Origin of the sequence: Nocardia niwae NBRC 108934 = DSM 45340 (genome assembly GCF_001613465.1) — a bacterium.
GTDB lineage: Bacteria > Actinomycetota > Actinomycetes > Mycobacteriales > Mycobacteriaceae > Nocardia > Nocardia niwae.
The window spans coordinates 23,045-38,701 of sequence record NZ_BDCK01000044.1; the positions used below are offsets into that span (position 1 = coordinate 23,045).

The window sequence follows — 15,657 nt, forward strand, 5'->3', positions numbered from 1 at the left end:
TGGCTCATGACACACACGCAAGCACTCCTGCCAACCCCGGCCACCGGCGACGAGCGGACCGTCGGCGGTCCCTCTCGCGAGACTGTACTGCGGATGTGCGGCGCCGCGCTGACCATCGGCGGCGTCCTGTGCATCGCGGGCGGCACACTGCATCCGATCGTCGCGCGCGAGGGCCATTCGGTCGAGGCGCTGACCAGCCCGGGCACACCGATCGCCCAGACGCTGCTCGGCATCGGAACCGTTGCGCTCGTGCTCGGCCTGCCCGGCATGTACGCGTGGCTGCGGCCGCGACTCGGCACGGCCGGGTTCATCGGCACGGTCTGCTACCTGCTCGGCAATATCGTCACCGCGACCGGGCATCTCACCGTCGAACTGTTCGTCGCCTACCCGTTCGCGCACGATCCCGAGACCGCGCATCTGATCGCGGACAACGACAACATGATCGACACGACCGCGTTCGCGCTGTTCAACTCGATCGGCGGTGTGGTCATGCTCGCCGGTATGGGCCTGCTGGGCGCGAGCCTGCTGCGCCACGACACCATTCCCCGCTGGATCGCGGTGCTCACGCTGCTCGGCATGGTCGGCTTCTTCCTCCCGATTCCCGCCACGCAGGGGTTGTCCGGATTCATCTACGAGGCGCCACGCGGCATCGCCGTCGCCGCCATCGGTGTGCTGATGCTGCGCAGTCCGGCCGGATTACGCCGCTGGACGAAGCACACACGCGGCGCGTCGTCGCCGGACCTCGAGCGGACCGCGTGACCGCGCCGCTTGGAGACGAGCCGAGACGTCGGCACCGCGGCCGGGACAGCCCCGGTGCCGACCTCGGCTCATTCGCTCGCTACCGCCGCGGTGGACATCGCCCAGAAGTCGGCGTAGCGGCCACCGCGGCGCAGCAGCTGGTCGTGACTGCCCGATTCGACGATCCGGCCGCTGTCGAGGAAGACGATGTGATCGGCGCGGCGAACGGTCCGCAGCCGGTGCGCGACCATCACCACCGTGCGCCCCGCCATCAGCCGCTCGATCCCGTCGTGCACGGCCGCCTCGTTCACCGGGTCCAGCGCGGAGGTGACCTCGTCGAGCAGCACCACAGGCGCGTTCTTCAGCAGCGCCCGCGCGATCGACACCCGCTGGCGCTCACCGCCGGACAACAGCGCGCCGCCCTCGCCGACATTCGTCGCCCACCCGCCGGGCAGCCGCTCGATCACCTCGTCCAACCGGGCCGCGCTCGCCGCGGCCCGCACGTCGGCTTCGTCCGCGTCGGGACGGCCGAGGCGGACGTTCTCCTCGATGGTGCCGTCGAAGAGGTAGACGTCCTGGAAGACGATCGCGATCCGCTCCATCAGCACATCGGTGCTGATCGCGCGCACGTCCACCCCGCCAAGGCGCACCGTGCCGCCGTCCACGTCGTAGAACCGTGCGAGCACTTGCAGCAGGGTGCTCTTGCCCGCTCCGGACGGCCCGACGATGGCGACCCGCTGTCCCTCGGGCACGCACAACGACACCTCGTCGAGCACGACACGACCACCGTGCCCGAACGTGACGGACTCGAACGCCAGATCGTGTCCGGCCGGCCGGATGGGCCGGTCGGGTTCCGGCAGCGGCTCGGTGCGCAACAGTCCATCAAGCCTCGCCAGCACGGAACGGGCACTACGCAGTTTGCCCCCGATCTCCGCCAGCGACAGCAGCGGATCCGCACAGCGAGCGGCCAGCACCAGGATCGTCAAGATCTCCGCCGCGCCGACGTCACCGCCCAGCGCCAGGTAGGCGCCCAGCGCCAGCAGGGCGGTGAACACCGCCTGGACCGTGAGCGCCGAACCCACGATGCCGGGCAACGCCGACAGCATGGCGCGGCGGGAGGCGCGTTCCAGGCCCGCCAGCGAATCGTCCAGCAGCCGGAATCGTTCGGCGGTCCGGCCGCCCGCCCGCAACACCGGCTGCGCCTGGAGGTACTCGATAACTCGCCCCGTGGCCTCCTCGGCGCGTTCGGCGCGTTCCGCGTCGGCGGCGGCCATCGAACGTCCCGTCCAGATCTGGACCGCCGCCACGACCGGTACCGCGGCCAGCGCGGCCAGCCCCATGCGCCAGTCGTAGGCGAGCATGACGGCGACGATCGTCAGCGGAGTCACCGCCGCGTTGATCATCGGTGCGAGCAGATGCGCGATGACGCTCATCGCCTGCAGCACACCCTCGCTGGCCAGCACCGATACCTCTCCGACGCGGCGCGCGGTGAACCAGCCGAGCGGCAATCGGGCCAGGTGATCGCCGAAGCGGCGATAGACACCGCGCAACAGCGTGGTCCCCACGAGGAAGCCGGACAGATCGCTGCGATAGCGCAACGCCGCGTAACCCGCGATCGCCGCCGCGAAGCCGATCAGCCAGGGCCACGCGTCCGTGGGCGTGCTCCCGAACAGCGCCCGCAGCACCGGGACCAGAAGCGCGTAGGACAGACCTTCGGCGATCGAGGCGGCCGTCATCAGGACCACCGTGCGACGGACCGGCCGGGCGTACTCGTTTCCCAGCACGCGCAGCAGAATGGGGATCATCGGGACTCGCCTCCTCGTGAGGTCTGGTCGACGGTGGGTGCGGGCAGTCGCGTGGTCGCGTTCCGCTGCCTGCCCCACACTCCGAACTCGCGCCGCAGCACGCCGCCGAGGGTTTCGCCGTCATCGGTTCGCGCGGATCGCTGGGACCGCCAGAAGGCGGCGAATTTCCCGTTCTGTGCCAGCAATTCGGCGGGATCGCCGCGTTCGACGATTGTTCCGTTCTCCAGCAGAACGACCACGTCGGCCTCGGCGATCGTCTCGAGCCGATGCGCGATCACCACGATCGTCCGATCGCCCTTCAGCGCCGTGAGGGCTCGGCGCACCGCCTGCTCGGTCTGCGGATCGGCGAACGCGGTCGCCTCGTCCAGCACCAGAACGGGCGCGTCGGCCAGCAACGCACGCGCGATCGCGATCCGCTGCGCCTCACCACCGGACAATCCGGCCTCGACGCCGATGACCGTCTCGTATCCACGGGGCAACTGGAGAATCCGGTCGTGGATGTTCGCCAGCCGAGCCGCGCGCACCACCGCATCGAGACCAGCACGCGGCACCGCCAGCGCGATATTGTCCGCGACCGAGGCACGCAGCAGCCGAACATCCTGGAAGACGAAGGAAACCTTCCGGTAGAGCGCCCGGCTGCCGAGTTCACGCAGATCGACACCGCCCAGCCGCACCGAACCGTGGGTGGGATCGTAGAACCGGGGCAACAACTGCACCAAGGTCGACTTCCCACTGCCCGACGGCCCGGCGATCGCGGTGACCGTTCCCGGCTCGAGCACCAGATCGACCCCGCGCAGCACCTCGTGACCGGCTTCGTAACCGAACCGGACATCACGCAGTTCCACCCGATGCCCCCGCGGTGCGACCGGGTGCGCGGGCTCCGGTAGCGCCGGCACCGCGAGCACATCCCTGATCCGGCCGACCGCGCGCCGGGCTGCCTGCAGATCGTCGAAGCCGTGCCCGAGCGCCGCGACCGGGGCGGTCAAGCCGAGCCCCAGCAGCAGGAACGGCAACAGATCCGCTGCGACCATCCCACCACCCGAGATCCGAACCGCGCCCCCGAACAACACGACCAGCAGCACGAACGGCGGCGACAGCACCACCTGCATCGCCGCGCCGATCCCGGCGAGACCGTGCACCATGCGGAGGAAGGAGTCCGCGAAATCGTTGGTGGCCGTGCGGAACCGGCGGTGGGCGCGCTCGCCGGAGCCGAACGCCTTGACCACCGCGATGCCCTGGACGAACTCGATCGTCGCGCTCGCGATCCGGCCCATTCCCGCGTCGAATTCCCTCTGCGACCGCAACCGGGCCGGGGTCATCATGAGGGGTACCAGCGCGACGGCCAGCGCCACGGGGATCAGCGTGATCAGCGTGAGCCGCCAGTCGACGGTGAACAGATAGATCAGCGACACCAGCGGCACGACGAAGGCGGCGACGAGTTCACCGGGCGTGTGGGCGATCAGCGGGTGCACGGTGCTGACGTCCTTGCCCACGATCTTCGCCAGCTCGCCGCTGCGACGCCCGGAGAACCAGCCGATCGGCACCCGGCCGAGGCGCGCGGCCAGTTGCCTGCGCAACGACAGTTGCACGCGGCTGTCGAGCAGATGCCCGAGTCCGGACGACGCGGCCGTGCACACCAGCCGGACGAACAACCCGGCCGCACCCGCGAGCACGATCATCCGGACATGATCGTGATCGATAACGTTGGGCGACAACAGAGTTCGTCCCAGTTCGGCAACCGCGAGCAGTGGCGCCAAGCCGGCGACCGCGCCGACGATCTGCAGGACGACGACGGCGGCGAAACCGCCCGCGTAGGGGCGCAGCAATGTCGCCACGCTCGGTTGCGCCGGGGCATCGCCGTCCGATCCGACCGGTGTGGTCTGCTTCCTCGCCTCGGCGAGGTCGATGGTGGTCATCGTTCTCCCGCCTTGGTCAGGCGCTCTGCGGGAGAGCTGTTTTCGAGCCGGTCGCTTCGGCGGACAACGCGCGGCGCAGGACGGCGGCGAACTCGGCGCTCTGGCGCCGGGACACCTCGGCGGACGTGATCGCCTGTGACCCGTGAAAGGTGCCCGGCCACTGGTGCAGTTCGACCGGCACGCCCGCTTGCAGCAGGCGCAACGCGTAGTCGATGTCTTCGTCGCGGTTCGGGCAGAACTCGGCAGTGGCGATGTAGGCGGGCGGCAGACCGGACAGATCGGCGGCCCGCGCGGGCGCGGCGTACTGCGTCGCGGGCGTGGAACCCAGGTAGTGCTGCCACATCTGGGCGACCTTCGCACGAGTCACGAAGGGCGTGTCGGTGAAGGTGCGCGCCGACCAGGCCTGCTGCCGGTCGTCGAGAACGGGTTGATTGAGCAGCTGGAAACGGATCGGCGGCCCTTGCCGGTCACGTGCGCGCAAGGCGACCGCGGTCGCGAGGCCCGCACCGGCGCTGTGGCCGCCGATGGCGATCCGCGCCGGGTCGATGCCCAGCTCGGCCGCGTGCTCGGCGGTCCAGGTCAGCACCGCGTAGGCGTCGTCGTGGGCGGCGGGGAACGGATGTTCGGGGGCCAAGCGGTAGCCCACCGAGATCACCGTCGCGCCGGAGTTGTCGGCGAGCATCGTGGCCCACGGGTGTTCGGTGTCCAGATCGCCCATGACGAATCCGCCGCCGTGCAGCCAGATGATCGCGCCCCGCGCCCCGTGTGGCCGATAGATTCGTACCGGCACCCCGACATCGCCGGGCACCGTGCGGTTTTCGATCGTCAAGTGCGCGGTGGGTGGCGCCGGAATCGCGGCGACCAACGCGGCGAGGTTCTGCCGGGCGGTGAGTGGGTCGGACAGGTCGGCCGGGGGGAAGAAGGGGACAGCCGCTTCGAGTTCGGGATCCAGGATCATGCCGTCGATCGTCGCGTCCGCCGGGCATGTTCGGCTTCCGGCGACGGGAGTCACCGTCTACGTGAATACGCGTACGACCATCGCGCTCGGCTGCGTCGATCGTCGTAGTCCATCGCGCACGGGTCAGCGAAATCGGCAGGATTCTGGTGCTGTTCGCGACGCGGATCCGGGATGCCGCGAATCCTGGGGCCGGACAACACGGATGTACCTGTTACTGCGTGGGTTCGCTCAGCCCGGTCTGATAGGCGATCACGACCAGCTGCGCTCGGTCGCGCGCACCCAGTTTCACCATCGCGCGGCTGACATGGGTACGCGCGGTGGCCGGGCTGAGAAACAGTGCGGCGCCGATCTCGTCGTTGCTCAGGCCCTGCCCCACCAAGGCCAGCACTTCACGCTCGCGGTCGGTCAGCACGGCGAGCCGCTCCTGCGCGGACTTGGCGGCCCTGCGCTGCGCGGTGAACTGGCTGATGAGGCGGCGGGTGACCCGCGGTGCGAGCAGCGCGTCACCGGCGGCGACCACCCGGATGGCGTGCAACAGCTCGGCGGGTCCGGCGTCCTTGAGCAGGAATCCGCTCGCGCCCGCCTGCAAGGCGTCGAAGACGTTCTCGTCGGTGTCGTAGGTGGTGAGGATGAGCACCTTGACCTGCTCCATCCCGGTGGCCGCCGCGATCTGCGCGGTGGCGCGTATCCCGTCCAGCCGTGGCATGCGGATGTCCATGAGGACGACGTCGGGGCGAGTGGCACGGGCGAGTTCGACGGCTTCCGCGCCGGTGGTGGCTTCGCCGACCACCGTGATGTCGTCCTCCAGGTCGAGCAGGACTTTGAAGCCGGAACGGACCAGGCGTTCGTCGTCGGCGAGCAGGACCTTGATCGGTGGCGTGGAGTTCACAAGCGCGATCCGACCGGGGCCAGGGGCAGACGAGCGGTGACCTCGAATCCGCCGCCGGGACGCGCGACCGCATCGAGTTCACCACCGAGCAGCCGGCAGCGTTCGCGCATTCCGACGATGCCGCGGCCGGTCGCGGAGGAGCCGTCGGCGCGCGCCGGGCCGTGCGCGCAGTCGCGGCGGCCCTCGTCGGCCACCCGGATCCGCAAGGCGTCGAGACCGGGTTCGAGCGCCACCGTCACTCGGGTCGGGCCCACGTGCCGGATCACGTTCGTGATCGATTCCTGCACGATGCGGTACGCGGCGCTGCCCACCGCACTCGGTAACGGCGTCACCGGGGAGGCCTGCTCGAAAGCGATATCGAGCCCGGCGTCGCGCGCCTTGCCGATGAGTTCGTCGATCTGACCGAGACCCGGATAGGGCTCGCGTTCGTCGCCGTCGCGCAGGACCCCGAGGATCGCGCGCATCTCCCGCAGTGCCCGTGAACTGGTCTGCTCGATGGTGCGCAGCGCTTCACGAGCCTGTTCCGGTCGTTTGTCGAGCACGTGCGCGGTGACGCCGGACTGCACGTTGATGATGGCGATCGCGTGGGCGACGGTGTCGTGGACTTCGCGGGCGATGCGCAGCCGTTCGGCGTCGACGCGCGCCCTGGCCTCCTCGTCGCGGGACCGTTCGGCCAGCTCCGCCCGTTCCTGCGCGTCGGCGGCGATGACCCGGCGGGATCGGACGGACTCGCCGAGGATCGTGCTGATCACCGACGCGCCGATCCGGAAGAACACCCAGCCGATGGCCACCAGCGGCCGGATGTCCGCCGCGGCGATCAGCCAGCCGAGGGCGAGCACCGTGATGCCCCCACCGGCGATCAGCAGCGAGCGCCGCCCGTCGCCGTAGGCGGCGAGGGTGTACAGGGCGACGAAGAGCCCGAGATAGGACAGCCGGTCGGGGAACCCGAGGCCGAAATAGATCAGGCTGGCCAGCGCCGTGACCGCGAACACCGCCACCGGTTGCCTGCGGCGCGCGGCCACCGCCAAGCCGCTGACGATCAGCAGGACATATCCGAAACCCGACACCGGTGTGTAGGCGGGCTCGAGCGGGACTGGGATCGCGGCGCTCTGCACTTGGATCACGGTGACGAACAGCGCCAGCAGGACATCCGGGAACCAGGCGGGCCTACGCGAGAACCAGGCGGACAGCCGTCGCGACGCCGCCCGTTGAATCATGCCGTGAGCGTACGGCATCCGCGAGTGCTCGCGCTGCCGCGCGGGCGCACGACCGGCTACGACGATCGACGCAGCCGACCCCGGCTTGTCTACGCGCATGCGCGTAGACAGCCGCCGATCCCCTCGCTTCCGTCCGAGAAGCGGGACTCACCGCCAGAGATCGCCGCAGGGCAACTCGGGCAGCTCGACGTGGACGTCGTCGTCGATCGTGACGATCAACTCCGGATGACTGCGCGCCAAACCGGCGGCCACGCTCCTGGCCTGTTCCGCACAAGCTCGGTAGTCCAGGATCAAGGCGCCGGATTCGATATGGATATGCCGGATGTGCTGCGGATTCGTCATGTTCGCAGCACTGTTCGACGGGTCGGTACCGATACTGCGCGTCCCGCTCCACCTCCGGGCATCGATCGCATCGCGGTCGAGCCATGCAGCGGACCGAGCTTCCGATGGCTCATTGATCGACGTATTCCTTTCTCGAGCGACCCTTCGAGGGCAGTTCGCCCGCCGGCTGACCTGCGGCTGCGCGCTGCCGCCCGGAAACCGTCGGTCAGCTTTGCGCAGCCGCCTCGGGATCAGCGCGGCGGCCGGTTCATGTCCCGGTTCATCGTCGGGATCTCGATGCTGATCGGCATCTCCAATTCGGCCAGATAGACCAGGGCCGCCTGACGGAGGAATTCGTCGAACAACCAGTAGGCATCCGGCGCCAACGGCACCACCGGCAGCAGACCTTCGCGCACGGCGATGAACGGACCCCAGCTCACCCGCAGCAGCGGATCCCAGACCGGCTCCCTGGGGATGGCCAGCCCGTCGGCGATCTTGTCGCCGAGCAGGAAGCGGGTGAACGCACCGAGCACCGGCTTGGTGAGGATGGCCAGATCGAGATTGGCGCCCAGACGCAGCAGGCGGTCGGCGAGCTTCGCGCCCTCGGGTGTCGCCGCCAGGATCGGGTCGAGCACCTGGGCGGCCTGGGAATCGGCCTCGGCCCAGGAGTTGGGGATGTACTCGTCCCGGATGCCGAGCATGTGCGCGCACACCTGCCACGAGTGCAGGAATGCCTCGGACTCGGCGGCGGGGATCGGCACCTTCCACGCGGTCAGATGCTTCATGACGGTCGTGGGCAGGCTGTGCCAGGTGACCATCATGTCGTTCTGGCTGATCGGGATGTCCTCGTCGGCCGAGTGCACCCAGTGCGGCGACTGCGGCAGCAGGTGGCGCACCGCGGCGTGCACCAACCGGGTTTTCAGGCAGGTCACGACCATCTCGCCCTGCGGGCCATAGGCGTTCGCGGTGCCGATGTCGTAACCGAGTTTGGCGGTCTTGGAGATGCGGTCCTTCAGATCGTGGCCGCCCTTGGAGTAGTAGACCGCGCGGGCCTCCTTGGGAATTACCGTGCTCATCATGCCGCTGGCCAGCCCGTACAGCACACCGAGATACAGGCCGCGCTTCTTGTTGAACTCGACCGCGGTGGCCAGCTTGCCCTGATCCGCCCAGGGCGGCAGCTGACGGGCGTATTCCATGAAGTCGCGCAGATCCGTCGGCAACCCGGCAGGCAGCGGCTGGCCGTTCCTGGTCCAGGTGCGCAACAACTCGTTGACCCTCGGCACCTCCCCTCGGTCCAACAGCGAGGCGACCAACTGGTCCACCTCCGGATCCCACACGGTGAGCGGGTCGGCCCCTTCTCCCGTGCCCGCCACCGAACCCTGCGGTGACCACGTCCACGGCTCCGCGCGCGCCGGGGTCACCATGGCCAGCGCGCCGAACGCGCCCAGTACGCCCCCGGCCTTCAAAGCGTTACGCCTGCTGAGTCCATCCATGTCTGCGCCACTCCTCATTGAGCACGGGGCGTCACCGTGATGATGCGACGTAGGCGTCGACGCCCGCTCCTCGCCGTCGCAAGAGATAAGAACAGTGATTAACTTAGCAAGCCACACCAGGTGTTGTCTGCACTTTTCAGAACTTGTTCTCCTCCGCTCGCACCACACGAGAGAGCCACCGGAGACGGTGTGATCACTGGGTATGAACAGCACATTAGCAGCATTCGGACACAGGTTTCACAATCGGCCACCGCCTCAAAGCCAGTGGAGACGATAGCGAAAACACCCCACCCCACGCCTGAGTCGACTGCTAATAAACAGTCACATAGATCGCTGCGCGAACGATCGCCTCCGATCCCGTGCACAGCGGGGCCCTCTGAAACCAGCACCTGGAGACACGAAACGGGCCGGGCGGTTATACCGCCCGGCCCGTGTTGTCCGATCGACGTCAGCGACCGGCGTGGCTGTGCTGGCCGCCACGCGCCTTGGCCTCGGTGGGCTGGGCTTGCGCGCCCTTACGCCCGGCCGCGCTCGGATCGGCGGAGTTGCGGTCGCCGAAGCTGCCGGTGCTGGCCTGGCCGCCGCGGCGCGCCTGCTCCTCGGTGTCGGAGCGGTTGCCGAACTGCCCGGGGTTGTTCTGGTCTGCCATCACTTGCTCCTTTCGGTAGCGGATGAAACCGACTGTGGCTCTGTGCGCCACGTCTTCGTGCTACCCGGCACTCGCCACCCCAATCAACGTCGGCGCATCGTCACACGATCGAAAAGAACTGCCGCACAATGAACCAGGCGAACACCCGTCATCGGTTGTCCGAACGCCCGCGATGAGCCCAGGTCAGAACCCGGCCGGGGAGAGCGGCCTTCACGGGTCACGAACGCGGCGCGTCGAGTTTGTCGATATCGGCGAGTACCTTTTCGTGCCAATCGATTTCGACCTGGATTCGCATGGTGGCGTGCTCGACGACGAGGTCGTCGGCGGTGTTCTGATCGGGCCAGCGCCGGTCGAGCTGATGGTCGACGCGGGAACGGCGCGCACGCAGTGCGGCCAGCCGCTCTTCGAGGTATCCGCGCAGCACCTCGCGGTCGAGATCGGCGCTGACGGCCAGCGCGAGATCCACCGGGTCGGGCCGGATGTCCACTTCGGTGAACGCTTCGTCGCGCAGGGCCCGCAGCTCCCGGCGCCCTTCATCGGTGATCTCGTAGACGGTGCGGGCGGGCAGCGCGCCGTCCTGTTCGGTGCGCAGCGGCCGGATCAACCCTTCGCCCGCCATCCGGTGCAAAGCGCCGTAGAGCGACCCGGGCTTCACCCGCGACCACAGGTCGGCGCGATCCAGGCGAGCGTCGCGGCGCAGCTGATGGCCGTGCATGGGGCCACGTTTGGCCAGCGCGGCGAGGACGAACAACCTGGTTTCGTTCACTCGCCTAGTCTGTCACGAGTACTCGCATTTGAGTACCCTGCCAGTATGGCTGTCCGACCGATCCTCATCGCCGGCGATCCCCGGCTGACCACGCCCGCCGTTCCCGTCACCGTTTTCGACGACGATCTCGCCGCTTTCGTCGACGACCTGTTCGAGACCAACACCGCCGCCAACGGGGCGGGCCTGGCCGCCAACCAAATCGGGGACCCACGCGCGGTATTCGTCTACGACCTGGTCGACGCGGGTCGGCGGCACCGGGGCCACGTGATCAATCCGGTCCTGCGCACCTCGCCGCTTCCCGAGACGATGCCGGACCCCGACGACTTGGAGGGGTGCCTGTCGGTACCGGGCGAGTGGTTTCCGACCGGGCGGGCGCGGTGGGCCGAGGTCACCGGCGTCGATCGCACCGGACGCCCGGTCACCGTGGAAGCCACCGGCTATCTCGCCCGCTGCCTCCAGCACGAGACCGACCACCTCACCGGCCGCCTGTATCTGGAACGTCTGCTCGGCAGAAACAAGCGAGCCGCCCGCCGCATGATCAGAGACCGGCGCTGGACCCACCCGGGCAACAGTTGGCTGCCCGGCACGGATAACCCGTGATCACAAGGGGCCCTCGAGTTCCGAGTCGGCACCCGGGCACTTCGCACCCGGCCTGAATCGCCGCCGTAGCGGGCGATGCGTTGCGAACGATGCCGCGACGGATACGGCACCGCGGACCCGGACACCCGCGTCGGGGGATGTCGCCGCGGCGAACCACATCGACGTCCCCGGCGCGGTCTTCACCCGCCAGGTGATCCAGTCGTCGCCCACGGTTACGCCGCCGCACGGTGGCGTCGGTGGCGGGCCGGGCGCCGCACCAGCCAGGTGGACAGACCGGTGACGGCGAGGGCGAGCGGAGTCAGGCCGAAAGCCAGCCAGATCAGCCGCCACCACCCGTTCACCAGCCAGCCGAAGTGGGCGGGTTCGAAGACCTTGGCGTAGAAGGTGTTCGCCAGCGGACGGTCGTGGCTCGCGTCCACCACCTTGATGTCGGAGCCGTCGTAGGCGTTCACATAGACCAGTACGTCGCCGCTGTAGAGCAGGCGGTGCTCGCGCGGGGAATAGGCCCCGGCGACCGCGGCGCGGTAGTAGGGGGCGTTGTTCGTGGGCAGTACGAGGTAGGCGAGCCTGCCCGGGGCGGCTCGGTGCGCGATCGCACCGGCCTCGCCGATGGAGAGCGGGGCCCGGCCCGCACCGCCCGATCGCGGCAAGAAGGACCTTTCGGTGCGTTCGAGGGTGGTGTTGCCTCCGGTCGCGACGAGCCAGGCGCGTTGCACGGCAGGCCATTCGATGGTGATGCCGGTGATGCCCCACACCAGCAGGAACGGCACGGCGATGATGCCGATGACGTCGTGCAGGTCGCGGTCCCGGGCGAAGCGCCCCTTCCGCAGCCGGACCCGGAACCCATGGCGCAGCCGCGCGAGCGTCGGCCACCAGATCACCGCACCGGACACCGCCAGCGATACCAGCAGCAGCCCGAGCGAGCCCACGATCACCGCACCCCACTTGATGTGGACGAACGGCGCCTGGTTCTCCAGAAGCGGGATCGCGCCGGAGTAACGCGGACAGCCGAAGGCGCAGTTGTGCAGATTGGCCAGCCAGCCCAAGAGTCCGTCGGTCAGCTGCACCCGCTGGTTGATCGAGCCGGTGCCGGGATCGACGGAGTAGGCGGCGGTGTACTCGATGTTCCCGATTACGAGCACACCGCCGTCCGTACCGACCCAGCCGACGTCGAAATCGGGATCGGTGGCGCGAACCAGCGCGACGGCCTGCTCGCCGTCGAGCACCGGCGGCCCGTCGGTGTGCCGATAGAACGAGGCGTGCTGGGCCCGGAACAGTTCGGCGTGATAGAGCAGGATCGCGCCCGAGGTCGACTGGATCACCAGGACCAGGCCGAGCAGCAACGCCGACCAGCGGTGGATCACGATCAGTCTGCGGCGCACCGGCTTTCGGGCTCGCTTGCGCGCTCGGACGGTCCGCTTGCCGGGCTCGTGCACCACCGCGAGAGCGTTCATAAGGGTAGGCTAACTTAAAAAGTCGGCCTTCCCAGCGCAGGCAGGACGCCCCGTTCAGCATCCGGCATCGCTTGGCGAGCCTCACACCCTCGGGCGCGCCGGTCCGCCCGCTGCCCGGGCACCCGCGCAGGCTCGCCCTCCTGCTGCGCTGCTGCATCGGACACATGGCGATCGCCGCCGAGATCGCGCAGATCCACGATCTGATCGGGCTCGCCGACGAGCTCGTCGAACTGGTCGACATCATCACCGACTCCGCCGCACACACCGCTGAAAGCGTTGTCACCGTGCACGATTCGGAACAGCGACAAACACATGCCGTCGCGGTGCGATTGCGCACCCGCGGCGCCGACGCCACGGTAAACCGGTTGCTCGCCCGCTGGTCCTCGGAAACCGGAATAGACGTCGGGCAACGCGAATTCACCAACGGCCTGCTGCACATCATCCGCTCGTTCCAGCGCGTGGCAGACGCGCTGACATCGATCGATCGCGCGTGCTGAACGCGGGCCCTCGGCCCGCTCCCCCGCCGTCAGCCACGCAGCGCGCGGTCCAGCAGCGCCCACGCCTGCCGAGCGGTCTCCTTCTTCGACTGCGCGTCGGTCTTCGACAGCACGGCCGCGAGCATCGCCAGGGCCAGGACCACGTCCGCGGTGGTGATGTCCGCACTGATCGTGCCGCGCTGAGCCGGGTCCTCGAGCTTCTCCGCGATGAGGGTGATCAGCCGGCGCGCCACCTCGAACAGGCGCATGTCCTCGGTGTTGGTGGGATGGATCATCGCGATGAAGGCCGCCGAGGTGGTGATCTGGTCGACCATGATCGCGAGCAGGTCGTCCACGGTGACCGCGGGATCGGCTGCCAGCGCCTCGATACCATCGATGTTCTCCTCGAACACCGCCAGCGCGATGCTCTCCCGGGTCGGGAAGTGCCGGTAGAGCACGCCCTGCCCGACTCCGGCGGCCCGCGCGATGGAGCTGAACGGCGCGTCGAATCCGCTGTCGGCGAAGACATCTCGCGCCGCCTGGATCAAGGCCGCCCGGTTGTCGGCCGCCGCCTTCGGCCCCCTGTTCACACGGCGTGGCGAGGTCATTCGGGCCACGTTACCGGACCCGAGCGGGGCCACCGCACACGCCGGAAAGCCCCCGCGGCGCCCGAAGGTGAGCCGCACCCCATTGACGCGGCGCCGTGACCTCACGCACACTACCAGGTAACCGGACAATAGTGTCCGGCATGGCGATGGGCCCGATCGGCCCGGCTCGGCGGATAGCACGCCGTCGCGCCACGCCGGATCCGGCGCTCGCTCGACGCCACCACGCCCCACCGGGTCGTTCGGATACACCACGACGCTGCCGCCACCCCGACGGCCGCACCAGCGACGCTCGGAACCGACCATCAGCCGTCCGAGCTCGCAGGGGACCGGTAACCGAGCACACGGGAAAGGCGCCCTCACCGCCGAGGGCCGGTACATCCATGACTTCGTCCATCACCAGCTGGGTCCGGCGCTCCGGAGCGACCGTCGTCGCCGCAGCGGTTCTCCTGCCCATCGGCATCGTGGCCGCCCAACCGGCGCCCGTCCCCTCAGGGCAGATCCAGGAGATCGGCGCCATAGCCCGGACCGGGAACCGATCTGGCGATGCCGTTGCCGATCACCGCCCATGAGGGCGGGTTCTCGCCCGACGGCAACACCTACTGGAGTTCGGGCGTCGCGCCCGGGCTGGTCAGCGCCATCGACCTCACCGACCCCGCCGCTCCGCGGGTGGTCTGGCAGGGCCTCCCCGGTCTGTCCATGCACGGCTTCGGGCTCAGTCCCGACGGCGGCCTCCTGTACCTGGCGAACAACATGGGCGGGCTGATGATCCTGGACGTCAGTGCCGTGCAGCGCCGCGATCCCAGCCCGCAGGTGCGCGAGCTCGCCCACCTCACCTGGACCGATGGCTGGGCCAGCCAGCACAATATCCCGGTCACCTATGCCGGCAGGCCCTATGTGTTCGCCACCGACGAAGCGGGATCCGGGGGTGTCAAACTCATCGACGTCGCCGACCCGACGAATCCGCGCATCGTCGAAACCGTCGAACTCGAGATCAACCTGCCCGAGAATCAGGACACCGCAATGGCTTCCGCCGCGGGCGGCTCGCTGTTCGCCTACGACGCGCACTACTGCGCCGCGGACCGGGCGGCCGACCCGACGGCGCTGGCGTGCAGCTGGACGTCCTCGGGCATCCGTGTCTTCGATGTCCGGGACCCGTCGGCCATCCGAGAGATCGCCTGCTGCTGGCCCGAGACGCCGCCCCACGCTGACGGTTACGACGAAACCGCTTGCTGCTCGGCGAGTCCCGCGAGACGGTCGAGCGAGGCCGACAGCTTGTCCGCGGTGGTCGCGCGGGCGCGGACCTGGCGCTTCTCGTCGGTGAGCGACGTCCAGTCATAGGTGTGGGTGACCCGGGTGCGGCCCTCGCCCACCGGCTCCAGCTCCCAGCGCCAGAGGTGGCCGGGCGGCTGCTTGCCGGGCTCCGACGGGCGCCACGCGATGCGGCTGCCCTCGGCGAACTCCACCACGTGGTTGTCGCGCACGGCTCCGTTGGTCAGGGTGGTGCTGAACACCGCCCCCGCTTGGCGCACCCGCTGCCCCGTCGCGGCCTCGGCCAGGTTGTCGTTGCCGTCCCAGCGCGGCTGCTCGGCGGGATCGGCGATGAGTTCGAAGATTTCCGCCGGGCCCGCGTTGATCTCGCGGCTGGCGCTGACGATACGGGGAACCTCGTTCTGGTCGGTCACGTGCCGATCGAAACATCGGGCCGGGAACTGGACAACCCTTCTGCTCGAGACCGGTGAAAATCCCCGCCTACGATCCGGGCCGAGT

Annotated in this window: 15 protein-coding genes and 1 pseudogene; 4 read left to right on the forward strand and 12 right to left on the reverse strand. The window is 69.0% G+C overall.

The genetic code is table 11. The features are described from left to right. The first annotated feature begins 6 nt into the window (after positions 1-6). Positions 7-759 carry a hypothetical protein gene (locus NNI01S_RS27740; protein WP_063023491.1) on the forward strand — a complete coding sequence of 251 codons (753 nt, stop codon included), beginning with the start codon at positions 7-9 and terminating at the stop codon, positions 757-759. Positions 760-827: 68 nt separating this feature from the next. On the opposite strand, the gene NNI01S_RS27745 is transcribed toward NNI01S_RS27740, so the two are convergent. The 9 genes from NNI01S_RS27745 to NNI01S_RS27785 all read right to left on the reverse strand — a co-directional run bounded on the left by NNI01S_RS27745 (position 828) and on the right by NNI01S_RS27785 (position 10,752). Further along, positions 828-2,543, reverse strand: coding sequence for an ABC transporter ATP-binding protein (locus tag NNI01S_RS27745; protein ID WP_063023493.1), 1,716 nt, complete (start codon positions 2,541-2,543; stop codon positions 828-830). Then, positions 2,540-4,459, reverse strand: coding sequence for an ABC transporter ATP-binding protein (locus NNI01S_RS27750; RefSeq protein ID WP_084489357.1), 1,920 nt, complete (start codon positions 4,457-4,459; stop codon positions 2,540-2,542). Before NNI01S_RS27750 ends, NNI01S_RS27745 begins: the two co-directional genes overlap by 4 nt. Before the next feature lie 16 nt (positions 4,460-4,475). After that, positions 4,476-5,417 carry an alpha/beta hydrolase gene (locus NNI01S_RS27755; RefSeq protein WP_063023495.1) on the reverse strand — a complete coding sequence of 314 codons (942 nt, stop codon included), beginning with the start codon at positions 5,415-5,417 and terminating at the stop codon, positions 4,476-4,478. A gap of 211 nt (positions 5,418-5,628) precedes the next feature. Further along, complete coding sequence (locus tag NNI01S_RS27760) at positions 5,629-6,306, reverse strand: response regulator transcription factor (RefSeq protein ID WP_063023497.1); 678 nt, start codon at positions 6,304-6,306, stop codon at positions 5,629-5,631. Continuing rightward, the gene (locus NNI01S_RS27765; RefSeq protein ID WP_063023615.1) at positions 6,303-7,523 is read right to left on the reverse strand and encodes a sensor histidine kinase; all 1,221 of its coding nucleotides are present in this window, start codon (positions 7,521-7,523) and stop codon (positions 6,303-6,305) included. The genes NNI01S_RS27760 and NNI01S_RS27765 overlap by 4 nt, the downstream gene beginning before the upstream one ends. 147 nt (positions 7,524-7,670) lie before the next feature. Next, entirely contained in the window at positions 7,671-7,865 is a 195-nt protein-coding gene (locus tag NNI01S_RS27770) for a hypothetical protein (RefSeq protein WP_063023499.1), read from the reverse strand. Positions 7,866-8,095: 230 nt separating this feature from the next. Continuing rightward, positions 8,096-9,337: an oxygenase MpaB family protein gene (locus NNI01S_RS27775; RefSeq protein WP_063023502.1), complete on the reverse strand. Its 1,242-nt coding sequence runs from the start codon at positions 9,335-9,337 to the stop codon at positions 8,096-8,098. A gap of 448 nt (positions 9,338-9,785) precedes the next feature. Continuing rightward, positions 9,786-9,986 (reverse strand): hypothetical protein, encoded by a 201-nt coding sequence (locus NNI01S_RS27780; protein ID WP_063023504.1) that lies wholly within the window; start codon positions 9,984-9,986, stop codon positions 9,786-9,788. Positions 9,987-10,203: 217 nt separating this feature from the next. Continuing rightward, positions 10,204-10,752, reverse strand: coding sequence for a PadR family transcriptional regulator (locus tag NNI01S_RS27785; RefSeq protein WP_063023505.1), 549 nt, complete (start codon positions 10,750-10,752; stop codon positions 10,204-10,206). Between the two features lie 45 nt (positions 10,753-10,797). Here NNI01S_RS27785 and NNI01S_RS27790 point away from each other — a divergent pair, with 45 nt between their 5' ends. Further along, entirely contained in the window at positions 10,798-11,352 is a 555-nt protein-coding gene (locus tag NNI01S_RS27790; protein WP_063023507.1) for a peptide deformylase, read from the forward strand. 212 nt (positions 11,353-11,564) lie between these two features. On the opposite strand, the gene NNI01S_RS27800 is transcribed toward NNI01S_RS27790, so the two are convergent. Beyond that, positions 11,565-12,806, reverse strand: coding sequence for a PepSY-associated TM helix domain-containing protein (locus NNI01S_RS27800; RefSeq protein ID WP_084489358.1), 1,242 nt, complete (start codon positions 12,804-12,806; stop codon positions 11,565-11,567). 71 nt (positions 12,807-12,877) lie between these two features. Between NNI01S_RS27800 and NNI01S_RS27805 the strand changes: the two genes are divergently transcribed. Beyond that, entirely contained in the window at positions 12,878-13,303 is a 426-nt protein-coding gene (locus NNI01S_RS27805) for a hypothetical protein (protein ID WP_157115012.1), read from the forward strand. Between the two features lie 29 nt (positions 13,304-13,332). On the opposite strand, the gene NNI01S_RS27810 is transcribed toward NNI01S_RS27805, so the two are convergent. Further along, the gene (locus NNI01S_RS27810) at positions 13,333-13,890 is read right to left on the reverse strand and encodes a TetR/AcrR family transcriptional regulator (protein WP_063023514.1); all 558 of its coding nucleotides are present in this window, start codon (positions 13,888-13,890) and stop codon (positions 13,333-13,335) included. 519 nt (positions 13,891-14,409) lie between these two features. On the opposite strand from NNI01S_RS27810, the pseudogene NNI01S_RS27815 reads away from it, so the two are divergent. Beyond that, positions 14,410-15,066 (forward strand): annotated as a pseudogene (locus NNI01S_RS27815) (LVIVD repeat-containing protein); the annotation flags it as partial. 35 nt (positions 15,067-15,101) lie between these two features. Here NNI01S_RS27815 and NNI01S_RS27820 read toward each other — a convergent pair. Continuing rightward, positions 15,102-15,572 (reverse strand): SRPBCC family protein, encoded by a 471-nt coding sequence (locus NNI01S_RS27820; protein WP_063023516.1) that lies wholly within the window; start codon positions 15,570-15,572, stop codon positions 15,102-15,104. Positions 15,573-15,657: the final 85 nt, after the last annotated feature.